Annotated in this window: 15 protein-coding genes; 7 read left to right on the top strand and 8 right to left on the bottom strand. The window is 39.5% G+C overall.

The window, feature by feature from the left end:
- Positions 1–214 precede the first annotated feature (214 nt).
- The 4 genes from G1O98_RS20500 to G1O98_RS20485 all read right to left on the bottom strand — a co-directional run bounded on the left by G1O98_RS20500 (position 215) and on the right by G1O98_RS20485 (position 5353).
- Positions 215–1516: a hypothetical protein gene (locus G1O98_RS20500; RefSeq protein WP_163931108.1), complete on the bottom strand. Its 1302-nt coding sequence runs from the start codon at positions 1514–1516 to the stop codon at positions 215–217.
- 74 nt (positions 1517–1590) lie between these two features.
- Positions 1591–2871 carry a decarboxylase gene (locus tag G1O98_RS20495; protein ID WP_202985807.1) on the bottom strand — a complete coding sequence of 427 codons (1281 nt, stop codon included), beginning with the start codon at positions 2869–2871 and terminating at the stop codon, positions 1591–1593.
- Positions 2841–4724 (bottom strand): asparagine synthetase B family protein, encoded by a 1884-nt coding sequence (locus tag G1O98_RS20490; RefSeq protein WP_163931105.1) that lies wholly within the window; start codon positions 4722–4724, stop codon positions 2841–2843. The genes G1O98_RS20495 and G1O98_RS20490 overlap by 31 nt, the downstream gene beginning before the upstream one ends.
- Positions 4725–4729: 5 nt before the next feature.
- Positions 4730–5353: a DUF3859 domain-containing protein gene (locus G1O98_RS20485; RefSeq protein WP_163931102.1), complete on the bottom strand. Its 624-nt coding sequence runs from the start codon at positions 5351–5353 to the stop codon at positions 4730–4732.
- 195 nt (positions 5354–5548) lie between these two features.
- Here G1O98_RS20485 and G1O98_RS20480 point away from each other — a divergent pair, with 195 nt between their 5' ends.
- Positions 5549–6580 (top strand): VOC family protein, encoded by a 1032-nt coding sequence (locus tag G1O98_RS20480; protein WP_163931100.1) that lies wholly within the window; start codon positions 5549–5551, stop codon positions 6578–6580.
- Between the two features lie 69 nt (positions 6581–6649).
- Here G1O98_RS20480 and G1O98_RS20475 read toward each other — a convergent pair whose 3' ends face one another.
- Both G1O98_RS20475 and G1O98_RS20470 read right to left on the bottom strand, forming a co-directional pair.
- Entirely contained in the window at positions 6650–6901 is a 252-nt protein-coding gene (locus G1O98_RS20475; protein WP_163931095.1) for a hypothetical protein, read from the bottom strand.
- A gap of 261 nt (positions 6902–7162) precedes the next feature.
- Positions 7163–8941 carry an asparagine synthase-related protein gene (locus tag G1O98_RS20470; RefSeq protein ID WP_163931093.1) on the bottom strand — a complete coding sequence of 593 codons (1779 nt, stop codon included), beginning with the start codon at positions 8939–8941 and terminating at the stop codon, positions 7163–7165.
- Positions 8942–9066: 125 nt separating this feature from the next.
- Between G1O98_RS20470 and G1O98_RS20465 the strand changes: the two genes are divergently transcribed.
- Positions 9067–10455: an amidase gene (locus G1O98_RS20465; RefSeq protein ID WP_163931090.1), complete on the top strand. Its 1389-nt coding sequence runs from the start codon at positions 9067–9069 to the stop codon at positions 10453–10455.
- On the opposite strand, the gene G1O98_RS20460 is transcribed toward G1O98_RS20465, so the two are convergent.
- Positions 10427–11536 (bottom strand): LLM class flavin-dependent oxidoreductase, encoded by a 1110-nt coding sequence (locus G1O98_RS20460; protein WP_163931088.1) that lies wholly within the window; start codon positions 11534–11536, stop codon positions 10427–10429. The genes G1O98_RS20465 and G1O98_RS20460 overlap by 29 nt on opposite strands.
- Positions 11537–11813: 277 nt before the next feature.
- On the bottom strand, positions 11814–12548 hold the full coding sequence (locus G1O98_RS20455; RefSeq protein ID WP_243458494.1) for a hypothetical protein: 735 nt from the start codon (positions 12546–12548) through the stop codon (positions 11814–11816).
- A 172-nt stretch (positions 12549–12720) separates the two neighbouring features.
- Between G1O98_RS20455 and G1O98_RS20450 the strand changes: the two genes are divergently transcribed.
- The 5 genes from G1O98_RS20450 (at position 12721) to G1O98_RS20430 (ending at position 17733) form a co-directional block, all read left to right on the top strand.
- Positions 12721–13170 carry a sulfur transferase domain-containing protein gene (locus tag G1O98_RS20450; protein WP_163931084.1) on the top strand — a complete coding sequence of 150 codons (450 nt, stop codon included), beginning with the start codon at positions 12721–12723 and terminating at the stop codon, positions 13168–13170.
- A 318-nt stretch (positions 13171–13488) separates the two neighbouring features.
- Positions 13489–14247 (top strand): nucleotidyltransferase family protein, encoded by a 759-nt coding sequence (locus G1O98_RS20445; protein ID WP_345940572.1) that lies wholly within the window; start codon positions 13489–13491, stop codon positions 14245–14247.
- A 115-nt stretch (positions 14248–14362) separates the two neighbouring features.
- Positions 14363–15718: a Rieske 2Fe-2S domain-containing protein gene (locus G1O98_RS20440; protein WP_163931082.1), complete on the top strand. Its 1356-nt coding sequence runs from the start codon at positions 14363–14365 to the stop codon at positions 15716–15718.
- Positions 15719–15989: 271 nt separating this feature from the next.
- A complete protein-coding gene (locus G1O98_RS20435; RefSeq protein WP_163931080.1) occupies positions 15990–16130 on the top strand; it encodes a hypothetical protein in 141 nt (46 codons plus the stop codon).
- A gap of 199 nt (positions 16131–16329) precedes the next feature.
- Positions 16330–17733, top strand: coding sequence for a hypothetical protein (locus G1O98_RS20430; protein WP_163931078.1), 1404 nt, complete (start codon positions 16330–16332; stop codon positions 17731–17733).
- Positions 17734–17788 lie beyond the last annotated feature (55 nt).

Here is a 17788-nt window from a genome sequence, read left to right as displayed (position 1 = left end):
GGGGAAAAGGGGAAGGGGAAAAGGGAAAGAAAAAACCTTTAACCCTTCCCCTTTAACCTTTTCCCCAAACCCAATTCTGAGTTCAAAATCCTTAACCGAGTAGTATTGGAATTCGACCTTCTATTATGAGCTATGAACTTCCAGTCTGAGGGGAATTTTGTATATTTTTAAATGTGATGTCTGCAACGGGCTACACCTACGCATTCTGGCTAGATCAACCAAAACTTTGAACAACATACATATCATTACCAGTATCCCCTACTAAAAGCAAATTACTGTCATCACTTTCTAGATTTCGACTACCAGCAATACCCTTTTGCAGAACTTTAATCAGTCTTTGGGGAGTGAAAGATTCTAATTCCACAAACTTTCCAGATTCTAACCATGCTAATTCTTCAGCAGACAAACTTTGACGAACTTCTTGAGGTAATTGTTTAGCGGCTTGCGCCGAATCTGGAGAAGATTGAATGAACATTCCGCGTTTAGTAGCGATAATTTGACTTGGCGTTAATCCGATATCAATAATTGCAATCTCGCTATTGAGAAACCAACTAGCATTGCTTCTCAAATTATGAACTAAACCAATTCCTCGTGGATTGCAATCATGCACTGCATATACTTTTAAATCGGGATTGCGGCGTAGCATTTGCATTGTGGTGTCAAAAATGCTTTGTGGATATCCAGTAATGCTGAGAATTGCACAGTTATTTTCAAAGTGAAAATTATTAGCAATTAATAGTTGAGCAATATTAGCACTATCACAAACAACTAATCTATCAAAACTGTAAGCAGTCACATCAGGATTAACCGTAGCTGGTGTATTCTCCTCACGCGGAAAAGGTAGGATTTTAAGAATTGAACCATTTATTTTCTGCCATCGGTTTAACCAACCTTGAAAATCATTTTGAGAAAATAAAAACTCCTGTGCAAATTTAGTTTGTCCTAGCTGTCGAGTTCCCCAGTATATCGACAGCATTCCTAGAATAACGACGATGACAAATAGACTAAACGAGTTATATATAATTAAGCTGGCATAAATTCCCACAGCAATAATCATACCTCCTATTATTTGGAAACATCGAGCATACTTTTGGCGAGAGTTAATGTTTATTTTGTTTGATATAGATTTTTTATATAAATATAATAAAAAGCATATATTAAATAGAAGTGATGCTATTAACCAAGAATTAGCACCAAACACTAACGAAGCAAAGCTACCTATAAACCCTGGCACCCAAATATTAAAAAATAAATATATAAACAACAAACCAAATATTGAAATAGACTTGACTTTTACCCGGCTATCTAATAAGTAAAAAAGCTGCTTGGGAGTGAAAAATAAGGTATTATTTGCAGAAATATCAGCGATCGCCTTTGCAAAAAAAGGGTCAGTAATCTTAACACTACTCATACTGGTCGGTTCAAAAGCAAAGGTGTGATTGCATTTTATACACCGACCTTGATTAGCTGTCCGGTCTTTTAGTTTATTGTCAGTTCCGCAGTTAATGCACTTCATAATGGTTGCTCAATGTTATTTATTAATTGTTAGCCAATACGCTTCAGGTGAGGCTTGATCCCACCTAACCCCCCTTAAAAAAGGGGGGAATTATCAAGAATCTGATTTGTTAGTAAAACACTGTAGTCTTCCCGCTTGCGAATCAAGCGATGTGTGCCATTTTCTAGCAAGACTTCCGCCGGTTTGGGGCGGTGTAAAAAGTGAGATGACATTGCATAACCATAAGCACCGACATCTAGAATGGCAACAATATCACCAATTTCTAACGCTGGGAGTTGGCAATTTTTACCCAGATAATCTCGTGAATAGGTAGTGTTACCACAAATATCAGTTGTGAATAGAGAGTGAAGATTGTCTGCTTGCTTCCAGGTGACGATTTCTCGGTAGCCACCGTGTACTGATGGTACTGAAAGATTAGCAACGGTGCTATCAACTCCGACAATCTGTTTTTCTCCTTGCCATTTTACAGAAACAACTTGAGCAAGCAAAGTTGCACATCCTGCGATCGCACTTCGTCCCGGTTCAATCACTAAATCAATTTTCCGCCCTAAATGAGTAATTCTCTCGCTTAACTCAGCGCCAAAAACTTCCCAGTCAAAGGCTGTTTTATTGTGGTGATATGGATAGCCAAAGCCACCACCAAAATCTAAATATTCCCAATCTGGTAACAGTTGTGCTGTGGCCATGACTGCATCAATCACATGGATAAATGCTTCTGTGGCATTGGTTCCAGTCCCTCGATAAAAGTGTAAACCACTCAGCTTTAATCCCACTTCACGAGTTAAAGCGATCGCATCACCAAATTCTTCAGGACGCACACCAATGCGGCTATCTCCGGTAATTTCGGGCAAATTGAGGCGTAAACCTAGCCGAATAGATTTCTCTCTGTGTTTGGGCAAAACTTTGCAGTACAACTGCAACTGAGCGAGACTATCGAGATTGAGTGTTGTAACTCCCCAATTTAAGACTTGTATCATCTCAGCCCGATTCAAATTGCTACCACTGTAAACAATCTCACTAGCATCGAAACCAGCTTGCAATCCCAGGTAGATATCTCCTGGGGTATTAGCGTGAAGTCCCCACCCAAATGAGCGAAAAATTTTTAACAGCGCAATGTTGCCATTGGTGACGCTTGCAAATCGAAATTGCGTGCGGGGATAACTGACTGCTTTAGTAATGCGCTCAATAGTTTCGCGTAAGCGATCGCCATTATAAACATAAAGCGGAGAACCATAAGTACTCAGCAACTCCTGGGCAAGTTCCTCAGAAAATGGGAGAGACAAGGGGATTAATTGTTCACTCCTAACTCCTAACTCTTTTTTATCTAACCTTGCCATCGCTTGTAATTTCTCCATAGCCAACGATGTAACCAAAAAGGATGATCCAGGGACTGTTTACTTAGTTCTTCATTTAAAACATGCGATCGCCAAAGTTGCCACATAATAAGTAACCAGAGAGTCTCACCAATCCGTCGGCCTTGAATAGCTGCTCCTAGTTTGCCTTCAACGATTTGGGCCGCAATGTGAGGATAAAAGTGATTGTTGGCGCGAAGTGTTTCTGGATTGAGCCAGATGCCTAGCTGATGCCAAAAATCATTTAAACACCAAGAAGTTAAAGGAACCCCCATCCCCCGTTTTTGTCGCCAGACAATTTCGGGTGGAAGCCAATTTTCTACAGCCCGTTTGAGGATATATTTTTCACAGGCTCCTTGCAAACAGAGTTCTCCAGATAGGTGGAATGTCCATTCTGCCAAAGGTAAATCACAAAAAGGCGATCGCACCCATAATCCATGAGCAAACCCCAATGCAGTCGCACGTGGATGGATATTCTGCGCTCCTTTGAGCATCAAACTAGCACGGCGGAGGCGATGCAGCAAAGATGGACACTCATTGCGATCTAAAGCCGCCAACAGCCAATCTTCAGGATGCAAATTTTGGATCTGTGCATAAACCTCTGGCTGATAAACCTGAGATTCATATCCCCCAAGACGGTGAAAGGTGCGGAGATATTGCTGGATAAAAGTTTCCTGTCCTGCGGGATTTTCTGCCTGATAAACACCTGCGGCAATTAAAGGTTTGTTCGTCCAACCGGCAAACAATTGATCTCCACCTTCGCCGTTAAAAATTACTTGAGTTTCTTGACTCGCCCTTTCAGATAAGAGATACAACGGAACACACACGCCATCTCCAAAGGGCAAATCTAATGCTTGCACAGTAGGAATTAAAGCATTCTTGATGGAACTTGGCGTAACTGCAACTTTAATAAGCGGAATTTTGAGAAACTGGGCAACTTGTTCAGAGTATGGATATTCTGGAATACCTACATCACCAAAATCTAGAGTGTAAGCGCGGACTTTCACCCCTGCTTGCACCAGCAGCGCCGCCACCACCGAAGAATCGAGTCCGCCAGAGAGAAATACCGCAACAGGTTCATCCTTTAAATCGGCAATCTGTCGTTCAATGGAATCTTTAAGAAGAGTTTGCAATTCGGTAATTGCTGTCGCTTCATCTGTTAGCTGTTTTTTGGCTTCGCGCCACGAGTGGATGTACTTAGATTTAGGCGTTTGCAGCTTACCTGATTGAGAATCACTCTGCCAAACTAATTCAGTTCCCGCCGTCACTGCAAACACTTCCTTAACAGGGGTTAAGGGTGTGGGAACGTAAGAAAAACAGCTATAGCCATATAACCCAGAAATGCTAACTTCTGACTGTTGAATAATCGGTAAGAGTAGTTGCAGTTGTGATGCAAACCAGATAACTTGTCCTTGCTGAGTCCAATACAAGGGCATCTTTCCGAAAGGTTCTCTACCCAAAATCAGGCAGTTATTTTCTTGGAGATTTACCCAAGCATCGGGTGAAGTTAATAATCCTGATGCCGAAATAGCAGCAATTTGATTTTTAGGACTTACACATAAGAGATCCCCCAACCCCCTTAAAAAGGGGGCTTTTAATGTTCCCCCCTTTTTAAGGGGGGTTAGGGGGGATCTAAATTTCAGATGTTCAGCGTCTAAGTCCTGCTTTTTTTGCCGTCCGAAATGCCTATCAAGTCCTATATAAACAACATTCCAGATGGGAAAATTCAAAGCCTCTCCCCTACAACGGGAGAGGTTTGGAGAGAGGTTTTCTAAAATACTATTTAACAGCGCCTCCAACTCATGTTGAGCGCCATAACCCCAATAGCCAAGAAAGTGATGCGGTATGTTGCCCATCTGGACTATTTCACTTCAAAGGTTTCATCACTAATCTGTCGACCTTCCAGCAACATCTGCACCTTCCAATTGCCAACAGTTGCAGCCGGATTAATCGTGTAGCGACATTGGGTATCCCAGACAGACGTATTAATTTCGCGGGTTTGATAACTATTTTGCTTGACAATTTGACCACTTGGGTCAATCCAATTGCAGGAGAGAGCCAGCTTTTTACCCAAGGGCGCATCTTTTAAAGTGACATGGTAAAAAATTTCTGGATTGGTTTGGCGGGAAATTGTCTTCAAGTCAGCGCCAGTATTTGATACCAAGGTGATGCGGTCTTGTTGAGCAGAAACACGAGAGAGTGCAGAATTCTGTCGCTGGATGAAAAATATTGTAGATGCACTCAGTATCACTAAGAATGCCACAACTCCAGAGGTAATCCATCGATTGCGGCGTTGCTCTACCTCCAGCGCTTGGCGGCGATTTAACTGAATCAGCGCTTCATCTAGTAACTCAGGCGGTAAATTCAACTCCTCTAAAATTTCTCTAACCTGCTGTTGGTCTAGTTCCGCTTCTCGACGCACTTGCAGACCTTCTACTTCTGTGACTATTTGTGCTAATTGCTCTTGAGTCAGTCGCTGCGTCATCGCTTAACTCCTGTTAAAAAAACTTGATGGCGATTCTTGATCTTGATTACGTGCAATCAGAAGAACTCTATACTCACTTTTCTAGGTACATCATAAGCTACAACCTAAAGTTGTTGCTTTTCGGATTCTTTCTGAGATATCTTTCCGAAAGCTTTATTTATTTAACCAATCTAAAATCTAAAATCCCAAATTGTTATGGCTCAAGAACAACAAACCGCAATTGAAGGTATCTATGAAGTCTGTATAGGCATTCCGGAACCAATTTCTGCAATTCAGTATTGGGAGCAATTTGGCTATCGTATTGGTCAAGTGGGTGAATTAACCGCAGATGTAGCCTATCAATTATATGGAGTAAATTCGTCTTTACGCTCAATTCGCCTCTACCACCAAAATTCAGATCATGGTTTGATTCGGTTGATGGTTTGGCAAAACCCCACCCATGAAGGTTTGGGAATAACATCGATGAAAATTAAAGGAAATCGCTGGGCGACAAGCTTAACGACAGATGTGTTAAGTATCTTAAATCATATAGAGGATGCAAAAGCCGCAGGTTTTCCTATTAGGCACTCTAATCCTTATTGGGAAGTCATTTACAACAAAGAGAGGAAAAGCCGTCCTTTTATTGAGCCAGCAGTTGGTGTACGAGAAATGTTGCTACTTCAACCCTTAGCTCGACAAGTTTTATTTCAACGCTTTGGCTATACACTACGGCATTACGGACAAGTTAATCATAATGCTGCTCTCAAAGCTAGTCAGTTTACCCATATAGGAATCATCTCTCAAGATGACAGCAAAGAAACCCTTAAGTTTTATGAAGATGTCTTAGGTTTGCTGCGTGTGCGTGATGATGTCGAAACTAGCTATGAATCTTCGCCAGCAGGTCGAGATATTTTTGACCTTAACCCTGGTGAAAAGTTTATTGTTACTGCTTTTGATGATCCGCGTTCTTCTAAGTCTGACCTGATGGCTGCACGCAGTGGTAGACTTTATATTGTTCGATTCCCAGAATCTATTAATTTAGAATCGCGTTTTGAGGCAGCCCAACCAGGTAGCTTGGGTATGTCTTTATATACTTATCGGGTTAAGGGAATACAAGAGTATTGCGATCGCATTAAAGCAAGTACTGTACAAAAAGTTACAGATATTATTAGTAATGAGTTTGGCGAGACGAGTTTCTCTTTCATTGCGCCAGATGGCTACTTCTGGACTTTGCTAGAAGTTAATTAACTGGGCATTGGGCATTGGACATGGAATATTGATAGTTGTTGCCCATGCCCAATGCCCAAAAACTAGCTTTCATTTATTATTTACGCCAATAGACAGTTCCTTTTTACTATGTTTCAACTGTTTCCAAAGCGCCCTAATTTGCTCGTAAGCTTCTTCTGGAGATAGTTTTCCGCCTGTTTCTAGACAAGAGATGTAAGTAATCCTTTGAGCAAATTCTTGAAGGTTGGCATTAAATGCTAAAGTCTCTGGCTGGAATTTACCATAATATCGGCTACGAGGGTAAAGAAAGCTATTTTTATCTTGCGAGTTAGACTGTGTCATTAATTTGCTCTCTGTAATTCTTATTAGAGTTCTAGATTTTATTTTTATCTAAGTGTAAATACACACTAGTAAATTTCAATTCCAGAATGAAGTTAATATTGTAGTTAAAAAAATATTTTATTGACTAGTACAGTAGGGCGCAAATCCGCTGGTAATATTAAGTTTTTTAGTGCTTATTTATACAAAAATTCAAGTTTTTACTACAAACTTATTTATTTCCCAAAGTTGGCTGTAGTTATCGCGTATTCTTTTTTGTTTTTACTACCGCACTTTTTGATTCACCTGTAACCAAATTTCTAAACTTGCAAGCAACCAAAGCTTTACTCCATAACGACTCCAAGTATCTCCTTGATAGTTTAACCAATTACGAATTGGTAACTGGTTCAAGTAAGGAGTGATAGCTGCATTCCGATTTAGTAATAAATCTCTAGCTTCTTGCTGCCAATATTTCCGAAATCCTAACTGCACAGGCACCATCATGCCACTTTTGGGACGATGAATAATTTCTTCTGGTAGAATATTTGCGCTCGTCAAGGACGTACCGTAGGTAATCGCTTGCTTTAAGACTGCTTTTTCTTCCACTCCAGAAAGCTTATACTCTGGAGGTATTTCCATACTTAAGTCTACTACTCGTTGGTCAAATAGGGGAGAACGACCATGCAAAAGGGCTGCTTGAGTCAAGTTACTGACTTTCGTCAGAATTTGGTCAGCACCTTTAAATTTGATGTTCATTGCCATCAAACGATTCAGATAGCTGGCTTGGGAATATAAATCTTCTTCAAAAACCCAAGGTGCTGTTTGTACCGCTGTCCAAACTTCTGGTTTTAAAAGTTGTGGTAAGTCAACAGCACACTTTTGAAAGGAAATTAAATAAGCTTGTAAAGCATCCTGATTGGTGACAGAGCCATATAAGCTATTGATAAGCATTGGCTGATTTTTTGGCCCACCAAAACAGGGGTCGCCACCTTCGCCATTTAAAACTACTTCTACGCTTTCTCTCGCCAGTCGTCCCAGCAATAGGTTGGGAACAGTCAGTGGGTCGCCAATGGGGTCATCTAAATAGGCCATTGTTTCTGGCAGACGTGACCACATATCCTTAAAAGTAATTTCTAAAATGTGGTGCTGTGTCTGACAATGGGATGCAACGAGACTGGAAAATTCTAACTCATTGGGACATTCGGAACCGAAATGAATCGAGAAGGTGTGAACTGGTGCTTTGTGGAATTTCGCTGCTAAAGCAGTGATACAGCTAGAGTCCAAACCACCAGAAAGAAAAACGCCAACGGGTTCGTTTGCTGGTGGTAAATATTCTTGAACAACTTGGTCTAGGAGTTCTCGCAAGCGATCGCCATGCCATGCTAAGGGTTGATCTATTGCTACAATCTGTTCTTGAAGCTGCCAATAAGCTTCAACTTTGTGGTCGGGAAATTCTAAAACGGTTCCAGGTCGTAGTTCGCGCACCTGTTCCCAAAGCGTTCTTTCTCCTGGAACAAAGGCACAACATAGATAATCTCGCAACGCTACCAAATCTAAATCGGATGAACGGTGAGGTGATAAAGTTCTCAGTTGAGGCGCAATCCAACGAACTGAACCAGTGGTAGTGTAGTACAGGGTACGAACCCCGATGCGATCGCGAACCAACTTCAATACTTGTCTTTCTCTATCCCAAACCACTAGCGCAAACATCCCCACAAGTTGGTGAAGACATTCAAAACCCCATCGTTCCCAAAGATTGGCAACTAGTTGCAGATAACTTCCTTGAAAGCTATCCGGTTCAATCCCTAACTTTTGCAGTAACTGCACTTGGTTAGTTAACCAAACATCACCAACAACAACAAATCGTCCTCCAGAACTGATTGCTAATTTCTCCGTCAGAAATCCAGAAGTTGTACGTGGTAAAACTACAGAAAATTTTTCATCTCGCCAAGCTATATTTTCATAACTTTCATCAACTGTTCCCCAAGCTACGCGCCAGGTTGGGGCAGTCTTAATGAATTCGATTTTAGGAGATTTACGATTTTTAAACGCATCAAATAGCATGGTAAATTTTCAACGCATAATTTAGTCATTTTAGGCAGTTTTGAAATAAATAGACTACACACAAACCTTTCTCCAAAAAGGCTAATTATGCAAGTTAAATTTGGAACAGCTTACTTTTTTCCAAGATGCAAGCAGATTTTATCCCTAAAACGATCGCACAAGCAAGTCAGCAAATGCAAAGTGGCTTGCTAACTTCCAGGACGTTAGTCAAGCATTATCTCGCAAGTATCCAAAAGTTAAATTATACAGTCAATGCTTTGATTACAGTTCTAGAACAAGAAGCTATAGAATCTGCTATTCAAAAGGACTTTGAGCGAATTAACGGTCAACAATGCGGGTTACTACACGGCATTCCTATTGTTGTAAAAGATAATATTGATACAGCAGGAGTAAAAACTACTGTTGGTTCACAACTTTTTTGCGAACTGACAAATCAGGGCTGGTGCGATCGCATACCATTATCTGATAGTGTAATTGTCCAAAAGCTCAAGGCAGCAGGTGCGGTAATTTTAGGTAAGACAAATTTAAGCGAATTTGCGGCTGACCTTTCTGGAAACAATCTTTTTTATGGAAATACTTGCAACTTCTGGAACCACAACCACTCATCAGGAGGTTCTTCTAGTGGAAGTGCAACCGCTATTGCTGCACGCCTTTGTTTAGCTGGAATTGGTACTGATACTGGTGGTTCAATTCGAGTTCCCGCCAGTTGGTCAGGAGTGGTAGGACTACGCCCAACTTACGGATTACTTAGCAATGAAGGTATTTTTCCCCGCGCTCGTAGTTTTGATACAGTTGGTTTTTTGACAAATTGTGTAGAAGATATTGCCATTTTACTTGATGCTGTACTCTTCCCGATCTCCACAAATTTCAAACAACTGTATCCTCTAACAACCAATATCAACGGCTTAAAATTGGGCATAGTTAATAACTATACATTTCGGGGAATTGAACCAGAAATTGCTAAGGCAATTTATAATGCCATATCCATCTTTAAAAAACTTGGAGCGAAAATTATCACTATAAATTCTCCATTTTTAATAGAGGAATTTGATGAGGTGACTTATTCCACTATTGCTCTTTATGAATTCCATCAAGCTTTGCAAGCAGCTTATACTACAAACTCAAATATATTTGGAGCTAAAGTAAAAAGCGATTTATCTAAAGGAGCAAAAATTTCTTATCACAGTTACAAAAAAGCAAAGCAGAAACAGGAAGAATGTTTTCTGCAACGGCAAAAACTGTTTCAGGAAGTGGATATTTTGCTAACACCCACAACACCAATGGTTGCACCTATTATTGACGCAGATGCTAAAATCTATCGATTCAATCAGCGATTTATGATACCTTTCAGTTTTCTGGGTTTACCTGCAATATCACTACCTTATGGACAAAGCAGTCAGGGTTTACCTATAGGATTGCAACTTGTTGGTAATTCCTATACCGAAGCTTTGATTTTAAGAGTTGCCTTTGCTTTCCAAGTTGCTACTACTTTCTCTGAAGATAGCTTTCTCTAACTAACGGTAAAACATTTCGTCCCACATTTTCGCACTCTTCTAAATGGGGATAACCAGACAAAATAAAAACTGTGATTCCCAAGTCTATGTATTCTAAAAGACGCTCTGCCACTTGCTGATAACTACCAACAATAGCCATTCCTGCACCACTTCGCACCACAGAAATACCAGCCCAAAGCAGTGGTTCAACATACCAATCTTCATCAGCATTTCCCCGTAATTCCCATTGTCGACTTTGACCGACACTTTCCCGCTTGGTATTGGGAAATTCAGTAATTCGTGCTTTAGCTAATACTTGTGGAGAAATTTTTGCCAGCATTTCTTTTGCTGTTTCCCTAGCTTCGATTTCAGTTGTTCGAGCAATAATATTAATTCTTAATCCATAACGTAGCGCTTTTCTTCGTCCGCAATTGCTAACTAATTGCTGCATCTGGTTGATTCGGTCAGCTAGTTGTTGCCGTGCTTCTCCCCACATTAGATAAACATCTGCAAATTCTGCACCCACTTGTTGAGCCATATCGCTTGCACCACCGAAATAAAATAACGGCCCAGACGGTTGCAGAGGTAATGTTTCTAACCGAGTTTGATTGAGCTGATAAAATTCTCCTTCATAGTCAAAGGGATTAGTTGTTGACCATAACTGCCGACAAATTTGCATAAATTCACAAGTGCGACGATAGCGGCTATCATGATCTAAATAATCACCATACATTGCCTGTTCTATTGGTCGTCCACCTGTGACAATGTTAAGAGAAAGGCGACCTTTACTGATATGATCTAAGGTAACAGCCATCTTTGCCAATACTGGAGCCGAATAAAACCCTGGACGCACAGCTACCATCGCTCCAGCATTAAGGGTAAGGGCTAAAACTGCTGTTGCTAAAGTCCAAGCCTCCATAATATGGTGGTTGAAACCCATACCAATTAGAACCTGCCGGAACCCAAATCGTTCTGCTGTTTTAAAAATCTCAACTGTATACTCAAGACTGGGAGGACGTTCCCAAATGGGCAAACCTAAATAGAATCCATCCCCAGATACCGGAGCGCACCAATTAAATTCCAGTTTCTGTTTGGCAAACATTTATGCAAATTTTAAATTGCGATTCAATTATGCACTAGATTTTGAGCAAACCAAAAGTTAACAACGCGTGTTAATGCTCAGAATTGGTGCTGCCATCTAAAGATGATAGTGTATTGTATAGGACTCATATTTGATTTATGAAAATATTCAGTACAACTCAAAGAGGCTTCTTGACTGTTGCCTATTGCCATTGTTTCTTACACAAATAATTTGCGCGAACAGAAATCAAAGCGGATTTCTATAGTTATTACGAATTACGCACTATGAATTATTTAAATTAATTTTCAGATATATATATTTTCATTTTAAGGCTCTCTTTTAGGCTGCTAAGGTAAGCTAACAGTGCATAAGTAAAAATCACAATTCCAGTCATTTCCAAAAATTCCTCAACCACTATACCAATTAACGTTATTAGGCTGCGTCGCCCAAAATCTTCTCTCAAAAGTCCACCCACCATTTCCATACCTAAAGTTCCACTCACATAAACAACTGCGGCAATTAGAAATAAATATCGTGTTTTGTAAGGGAGATGAAGCCAAAATTTTAGATATTTAAATGCAAAAACTCCCACTAGAATAGCACCAGGTATCACCCAGGTTTGGAAAAATATAGGATTGAGATTAAGCGATTCTCGCACTGACGGAATTATCAAAAGCTCGTGAAAACTAAATGCTTCATCCAAACTCAAATATACAAATATAAAATATAAGGTTTTCCAGCCAGAGAAATAGCGGTCTTCCGTCTTAATAGCGGTAATTGCTTTAAGTAATCCCGAACAAAATAATAGAGAAAATGCAGAATACCAGGCAGGAATATTCAATTCTTCATCTAAGCTAAATAGTTCGTAAAACCATTTGCTAGCTGGGAAGGAAAACTCCGTGAACCAGAAGTAGGCACTTAGAGCGCCTGCTAAGGTGAGGCAAATAACTGCGGCCATTAAACGTCGAGCAATTGTTTTAGCACACAGATGAATTGGTAGCTCTATGTTAAAATCTGATGCTTTTTGCTGCATACACATACTGAGCTAATTTCCTTTGTGCGGAATAAAATCATTAATAGGAAATTATCTCATATAGGCAAATGTTCTGAGCCAACTATTACAGAATCTTGAATTGAGGAAAACCCTAGATTTTTGAACGAAATTGCTAATATACTACATTAAGCCTATCTAACTAGTGTATTTTATGAGCAACACTAAAAAAGTTAGTGAAGACTTGAGCGCTGCTGGACAACCAACTCCTGAAGAGTTAAAACAGGCAGCCCAAGAGGGATTTAAGTCGGTGCTAAACCTGCGTTCTCCTGATGAACCAGGTTTTCTCGGTGATGAACAGCAGCAAGCCCAAGCTGCTGGATTGCAATATGCCAATATCCCTTTAAAGCCTTCAGAAGCAAATCAAGAGCTAATAGACACAGCAATCCAGGAGATTGAAAATTTACCCAAACCAATTTTAATTCACTGCGCGGCTGGAGCAAGGGCTGGTGGTATTGCCTTGATTTCCAATGCTATTAGCGAAGGTCTGACCTATGAAGAAATTAGTCAGAAAGCGCAAGAGCTTGGTTTAAATTTAGAACAACCGCATCTTAAGCAATTCTTGCTTGAGAAGTATATCGCCAAGCAAGCAGAGCAAAGTTAGGGACTTGCAATAAAATACCAGTCACACTGGAACAATTGTGATATTGCATTTGGGTAATGTTTCAGAAATTTGCCAGAAAGGTTAATACTGTTTTAATTCTGGTAAGAGAAGCTTGCTTCTTTAATCCCAAACTTTGACTAAACTGATACTTGAGAATTGCCACAGTAGAGTTATCGTGTTAGCTTATTCAGGTCAAAAAGAATGTTTCATAAACGACTAAGCTTTTTCTACCTACAAGAAATATTCGAACAATCTCTGCAAGAGATAGCGATCGCTTAAACTATTCACTACTTAATAGCACAAATCACTGGAAAGCTTATGGACAAAAGCTTATTCCTCTTCTCCATAAGTATTCAGATGTGCAGATTCAACAGAAGCGATCGCACTGTCAATCCTAGCAGAAATTCAAGCAGTGCTGGCAAATCGCGTTGGTGGAATGCTGAGGTCAAGACTTGCCTCAATTCATGGAGAAGAAATCAAATGTCTGATGTAGGTCTAATTATTCTTGCTGCTGGTGCATCCACTCGTATGGGAACGCCAAAACAACTTCTACGTTATGGTGAACAGAGTTTGATTGGGCATGTAGTTCAAGTGGCGAATGCTTCAGTTTGCCATCCAATTATCGTTGTATTAGGGTCATACGCTGAACGTATCAAACCAGAGATTAACTCAGAACAAGTACATATTGTAGAAAATCCACTTTTAAGTGAGGGAATAAGTACCTCTATTCGTGTTGGCATAGAAGCCCTGAATATAATCAACAAAGAAGCAAAAGCTGTTGTTTTGATGGTATGCGATCAACCTTTTATTTCATCTCAACTCATCAATCAACTTGTTGAAGTTCACGAAACTACTCTTAATCCAATCGTTGCGTCACAATATGCAGACACTCTAGGTGTTCCTGCATTATTTAACCGCACTTTATTCACAAAACTAACTACACTAAGTGGTACAGATGGTGCAAAACATATAATTAAAAAATATCTTCAAGAAGCTTTAGCCATTCCTTTTCCAGAAGGTGTATTCGACTTAGATACTCCAGATGATTATGAGCAACTTTTGTTGAAGAATAATTAAGAAGTCAGAATTATCGTTTGTTGGGTAAAAATTAGGCGTTATGTGTAATTTTATGTTCAAAAATTAAATAGGAGTTTTCTATAAAAGTTAGAATGGCATAAACCTGGAGAAAACGATGACATTAGAAACAGAGATACTACAGGCGACATCATCAAATTTTACCTTTGAAACACCTGAGAATCAGCAGGAATTTAACTGGAGACAATCTTGGTATCCTGTCTGTTTTCTGCAAGATTTGCCTACAAATCGTCCTTATACTTTTTCGCTATATGAAGAACCCTTCGTTTTGTTCAAAGACCAAAATGGACAGCTTGTCTGTTTAACAGATCGTTGTTCTCACCGTGCAGCTAGACTTTCTGATGGACAAATTATTGACGGCAAAATAGAATGTTCGTACCACGGCTGGCAGTTTGGCAATAATGGTCAATGTCTACACATTCCCCAGTTACCAAGTGATGGAAAAATTCCGATAAATGCTTGCGTGCCATCTTTTAAAGTTTTGGAACGTCAAGGTATCATTTGGATGTGGGCAGATGAAGCCGAAACAGCTATTGATGAGCTAATTCCATCACTACCAGATTGGAACAACCCGGAATGCTTCAACTTAGACTATGTACGTGACCTACCTTACGACCAAAGCTATTTTATTGAAAATATTATTGACCCGGCTCATGTTCCAATCAGTCATGATGGCATCATGGGCAGTCGAGAAGATGCCCAAGCTTTGGAAATAGAAGTCATTGAAAGCAACGTTCAGGGAATTAAGGGAAGGTGGCGACGAACACGGAAACCCAATCTGCCTTGGATTTCATTAGATTTCATTGCTCCTAATTTGATTCTTTACAAATTTGCTAATGCACAGCAAGGTAAATTTGGGGGCACAGCCTTGTATTCAATTCCACTAGGTAAGAATAGATGTCGGATTCTCATCAGAAATTATAGTAACTCTTTTACCCAAAAAACCAAGCTGATGCCTCCTTGGTTAGATCACATCTTGATAAGAAACAAAATCTTGGAAGGTGATTTGCAATTAGTTGTTGAACAAAAAGCACAAATTGAGCGTTTGAAAAAAAATCTCAAAGAAGTGTATTTACCTCTGAAGACATCTGATACTTTGGTGGTCGAGTATCGCAAGTGGCTGGATAAATTTGGATCATCTTTGCCGTTTTATCAAGGTTATTCCACCTCAAAAAATGTCGGTAATAGCGAGTCCGATGAGAAGTTGATAACATTAGACCGATTGTCGCAACATACAATTATTTGTCATTCCTGCAATCAAGCTTATCAAGTGACAAATAAAATCAGACAAAGTTGTATAGGGATAGCGATCGCTTTAGCTGCTGTAGGGATACTTGCAGATGATTCTAGAATCAGAATAGCAGCAATATCGGTTTCTATAACAGCAATTGTAATATCCGCTATGGCTCAGACACTCAAAACTCACTTTGAGCGTTCCTACACTCGTCACTAAAATCCTGACTGGGAGGAAATTCAAAGTCTCTCTTCTTCTAGACTAAGGTGTATACACATCTCTCTACAAAACCAAAATGTTGTAGTTCCTCCTAAATCCTCCGATAAATTGAAGGACTTTGAGAGGTTTTTGCCCCCAATTTATCGCTGGACTGGGTAGAAAAAGACTTATGTGTACACCGTAGCCTAGAAAGAAAGAGATTTAGAGAGCAATACGCTTGGGTTAAAAAAAATTGTAGGTTGGGTGAAGCAAAGCGCAACCCAACAAAGCTATGAAAATGTTGGGTTTCGTTCCTCAAACGCCACTTGCTTCTCCCTTGGCGCTAGCCTCTCCCTTTGGGAAAAGGGAGACGCTGCGCGAACAAGTCGGGAAACCGCAAAAGCGCAGTGGCTCTCCAACCTACACAACTTAAGGTTTTTGGCGCTAACTGAACTGTATTGATTTAGAGAGAGGTTTTCCAGAACCCGTGAAAATTCAGCAGAAAATGGGTATTAAACCCCTTAATTTCAGATAATTGTTTATTAATGTGACCTTTGATAATGGGAATGAAAAATCAGTTTTACATAACGGTATGCTGTTAAGTACCATTCTCATAAAAATTAATCTATCCCATGAAAAACACTTCTGCAAAGGAAAAGAATGCAGGCATTTTCCGATTTGGCAAGCTTAATTTTAGAGTCACGAATAAACAGATTTTATTTAGCACCCTTCTTCTATGTCTTGGTTTGGTGGGATTGGGTAGCTTCTGGTTTAAATCCAGATATAAATTTGATAATAAGATGAGTGTAAACTTACAAGAATTATCTAATGTCGATTATCCAGTCAATCCCGCACCCTTGGGTAAAAATTTTCAAAGATATTCTCAGAGAAAATTAACAATTATTAAGAGAGATGATACACATTTCGATTTTGTGATTGAGCCAACAGACAACAAAACGGCGAAAATCATTATAAAAAATGTTGATTTAGAGCTATTAGTTCCTAAAGCACCAGAATGGGTTAAAAAAGATCAAGGTTTAGAAATAATCGCTTTTACAGACCGGGAGTGGAACAGACAACAGGTTAGTTTTCCTGCTAACTCACCAAATATAGAAATTAGCGGTGGAGACGGTTTTGAAAAGCAAAATCTGGTAGAAGTGGCTTTGGCTAATAATTGCTTAAATGCAGGATTTTGGGAAATTTTACTTTTCACTAAAGAGGATGGTAATAAATCCCTTTATTATCAAAGTTGGTTTACCTTCCCAATGGGACATTACAAAAATATTTTTGAAAAAATTAATAATATTTCTTATTGGAAGCATTGGTGGAAATTAGAACACTGGCAAGATCCAAGTGGCACAATAGTCAAGAGTAATCTTCTGAGAAACGTAATCGATCAAAAAGAAGTTGCTACTCAATTCCCCCTTGATGAGAGGATAATTGTGTCGGGAGAGCAGAGTAGAAAAGTTAGAACTACATTAGCGAAAAATATTACAAAATGGAAAGATTTTTACGACGCTAAAAATGAAATTAAATTTGCCAGTTTTCGACCACCAGGATTTTACGATCAAAATAAGCCTTGGGGAAATCAATACTGGAGAATAGGTAAATTTGATAAAACTATTTTAAGGAACATTAAACCGATTGGCATTGAACAAAATTTACAAGAAATTGAGTTAGTGTTCACAGATACTAAGACTAGTGAGCAAAATAGATTACTCATCAGTGGCATTAATCTTAAAAAGCTTCCTCAATTGCCTGTAGAAGAGTATCCTAAAGGTTTATATATGCCTATGGGAATTGGCATACCTCCTTTTTATCAAAGCTACGATGAATTAACGAAAAACCATCCAGATGTCAGCCCATACTTCAGTTTTTTACTAGATTCGCAGGAGCGGTGGATAGATCATCACCATTTAGCTGTTGATGGTTCAGTGATGCACCTTGATAAAGATAACCAAAATCTTCTGCATCTTTACTTACTATCCTACGAAAGAAATACTTTAATAGCTCATTTTTTGATCGATTTAAAATAGATATATCCTTTCTCTTATTCGTCTAGCAAGATAGGAAAAATTTTCACAGATAGAA

Origin of the sequence: Nostoc sp. UIC 10630 (assembly GCF_010747425.1) — a bacterium.
GTDB lineage: Bacteria > Cyanobacteriota > Cyanobacteriia > Cyanobacteriales > Nostocaceae > Nostoc.
This window is presented reverse-complemented; position numbering and strand designations above follow the sequence as displayed.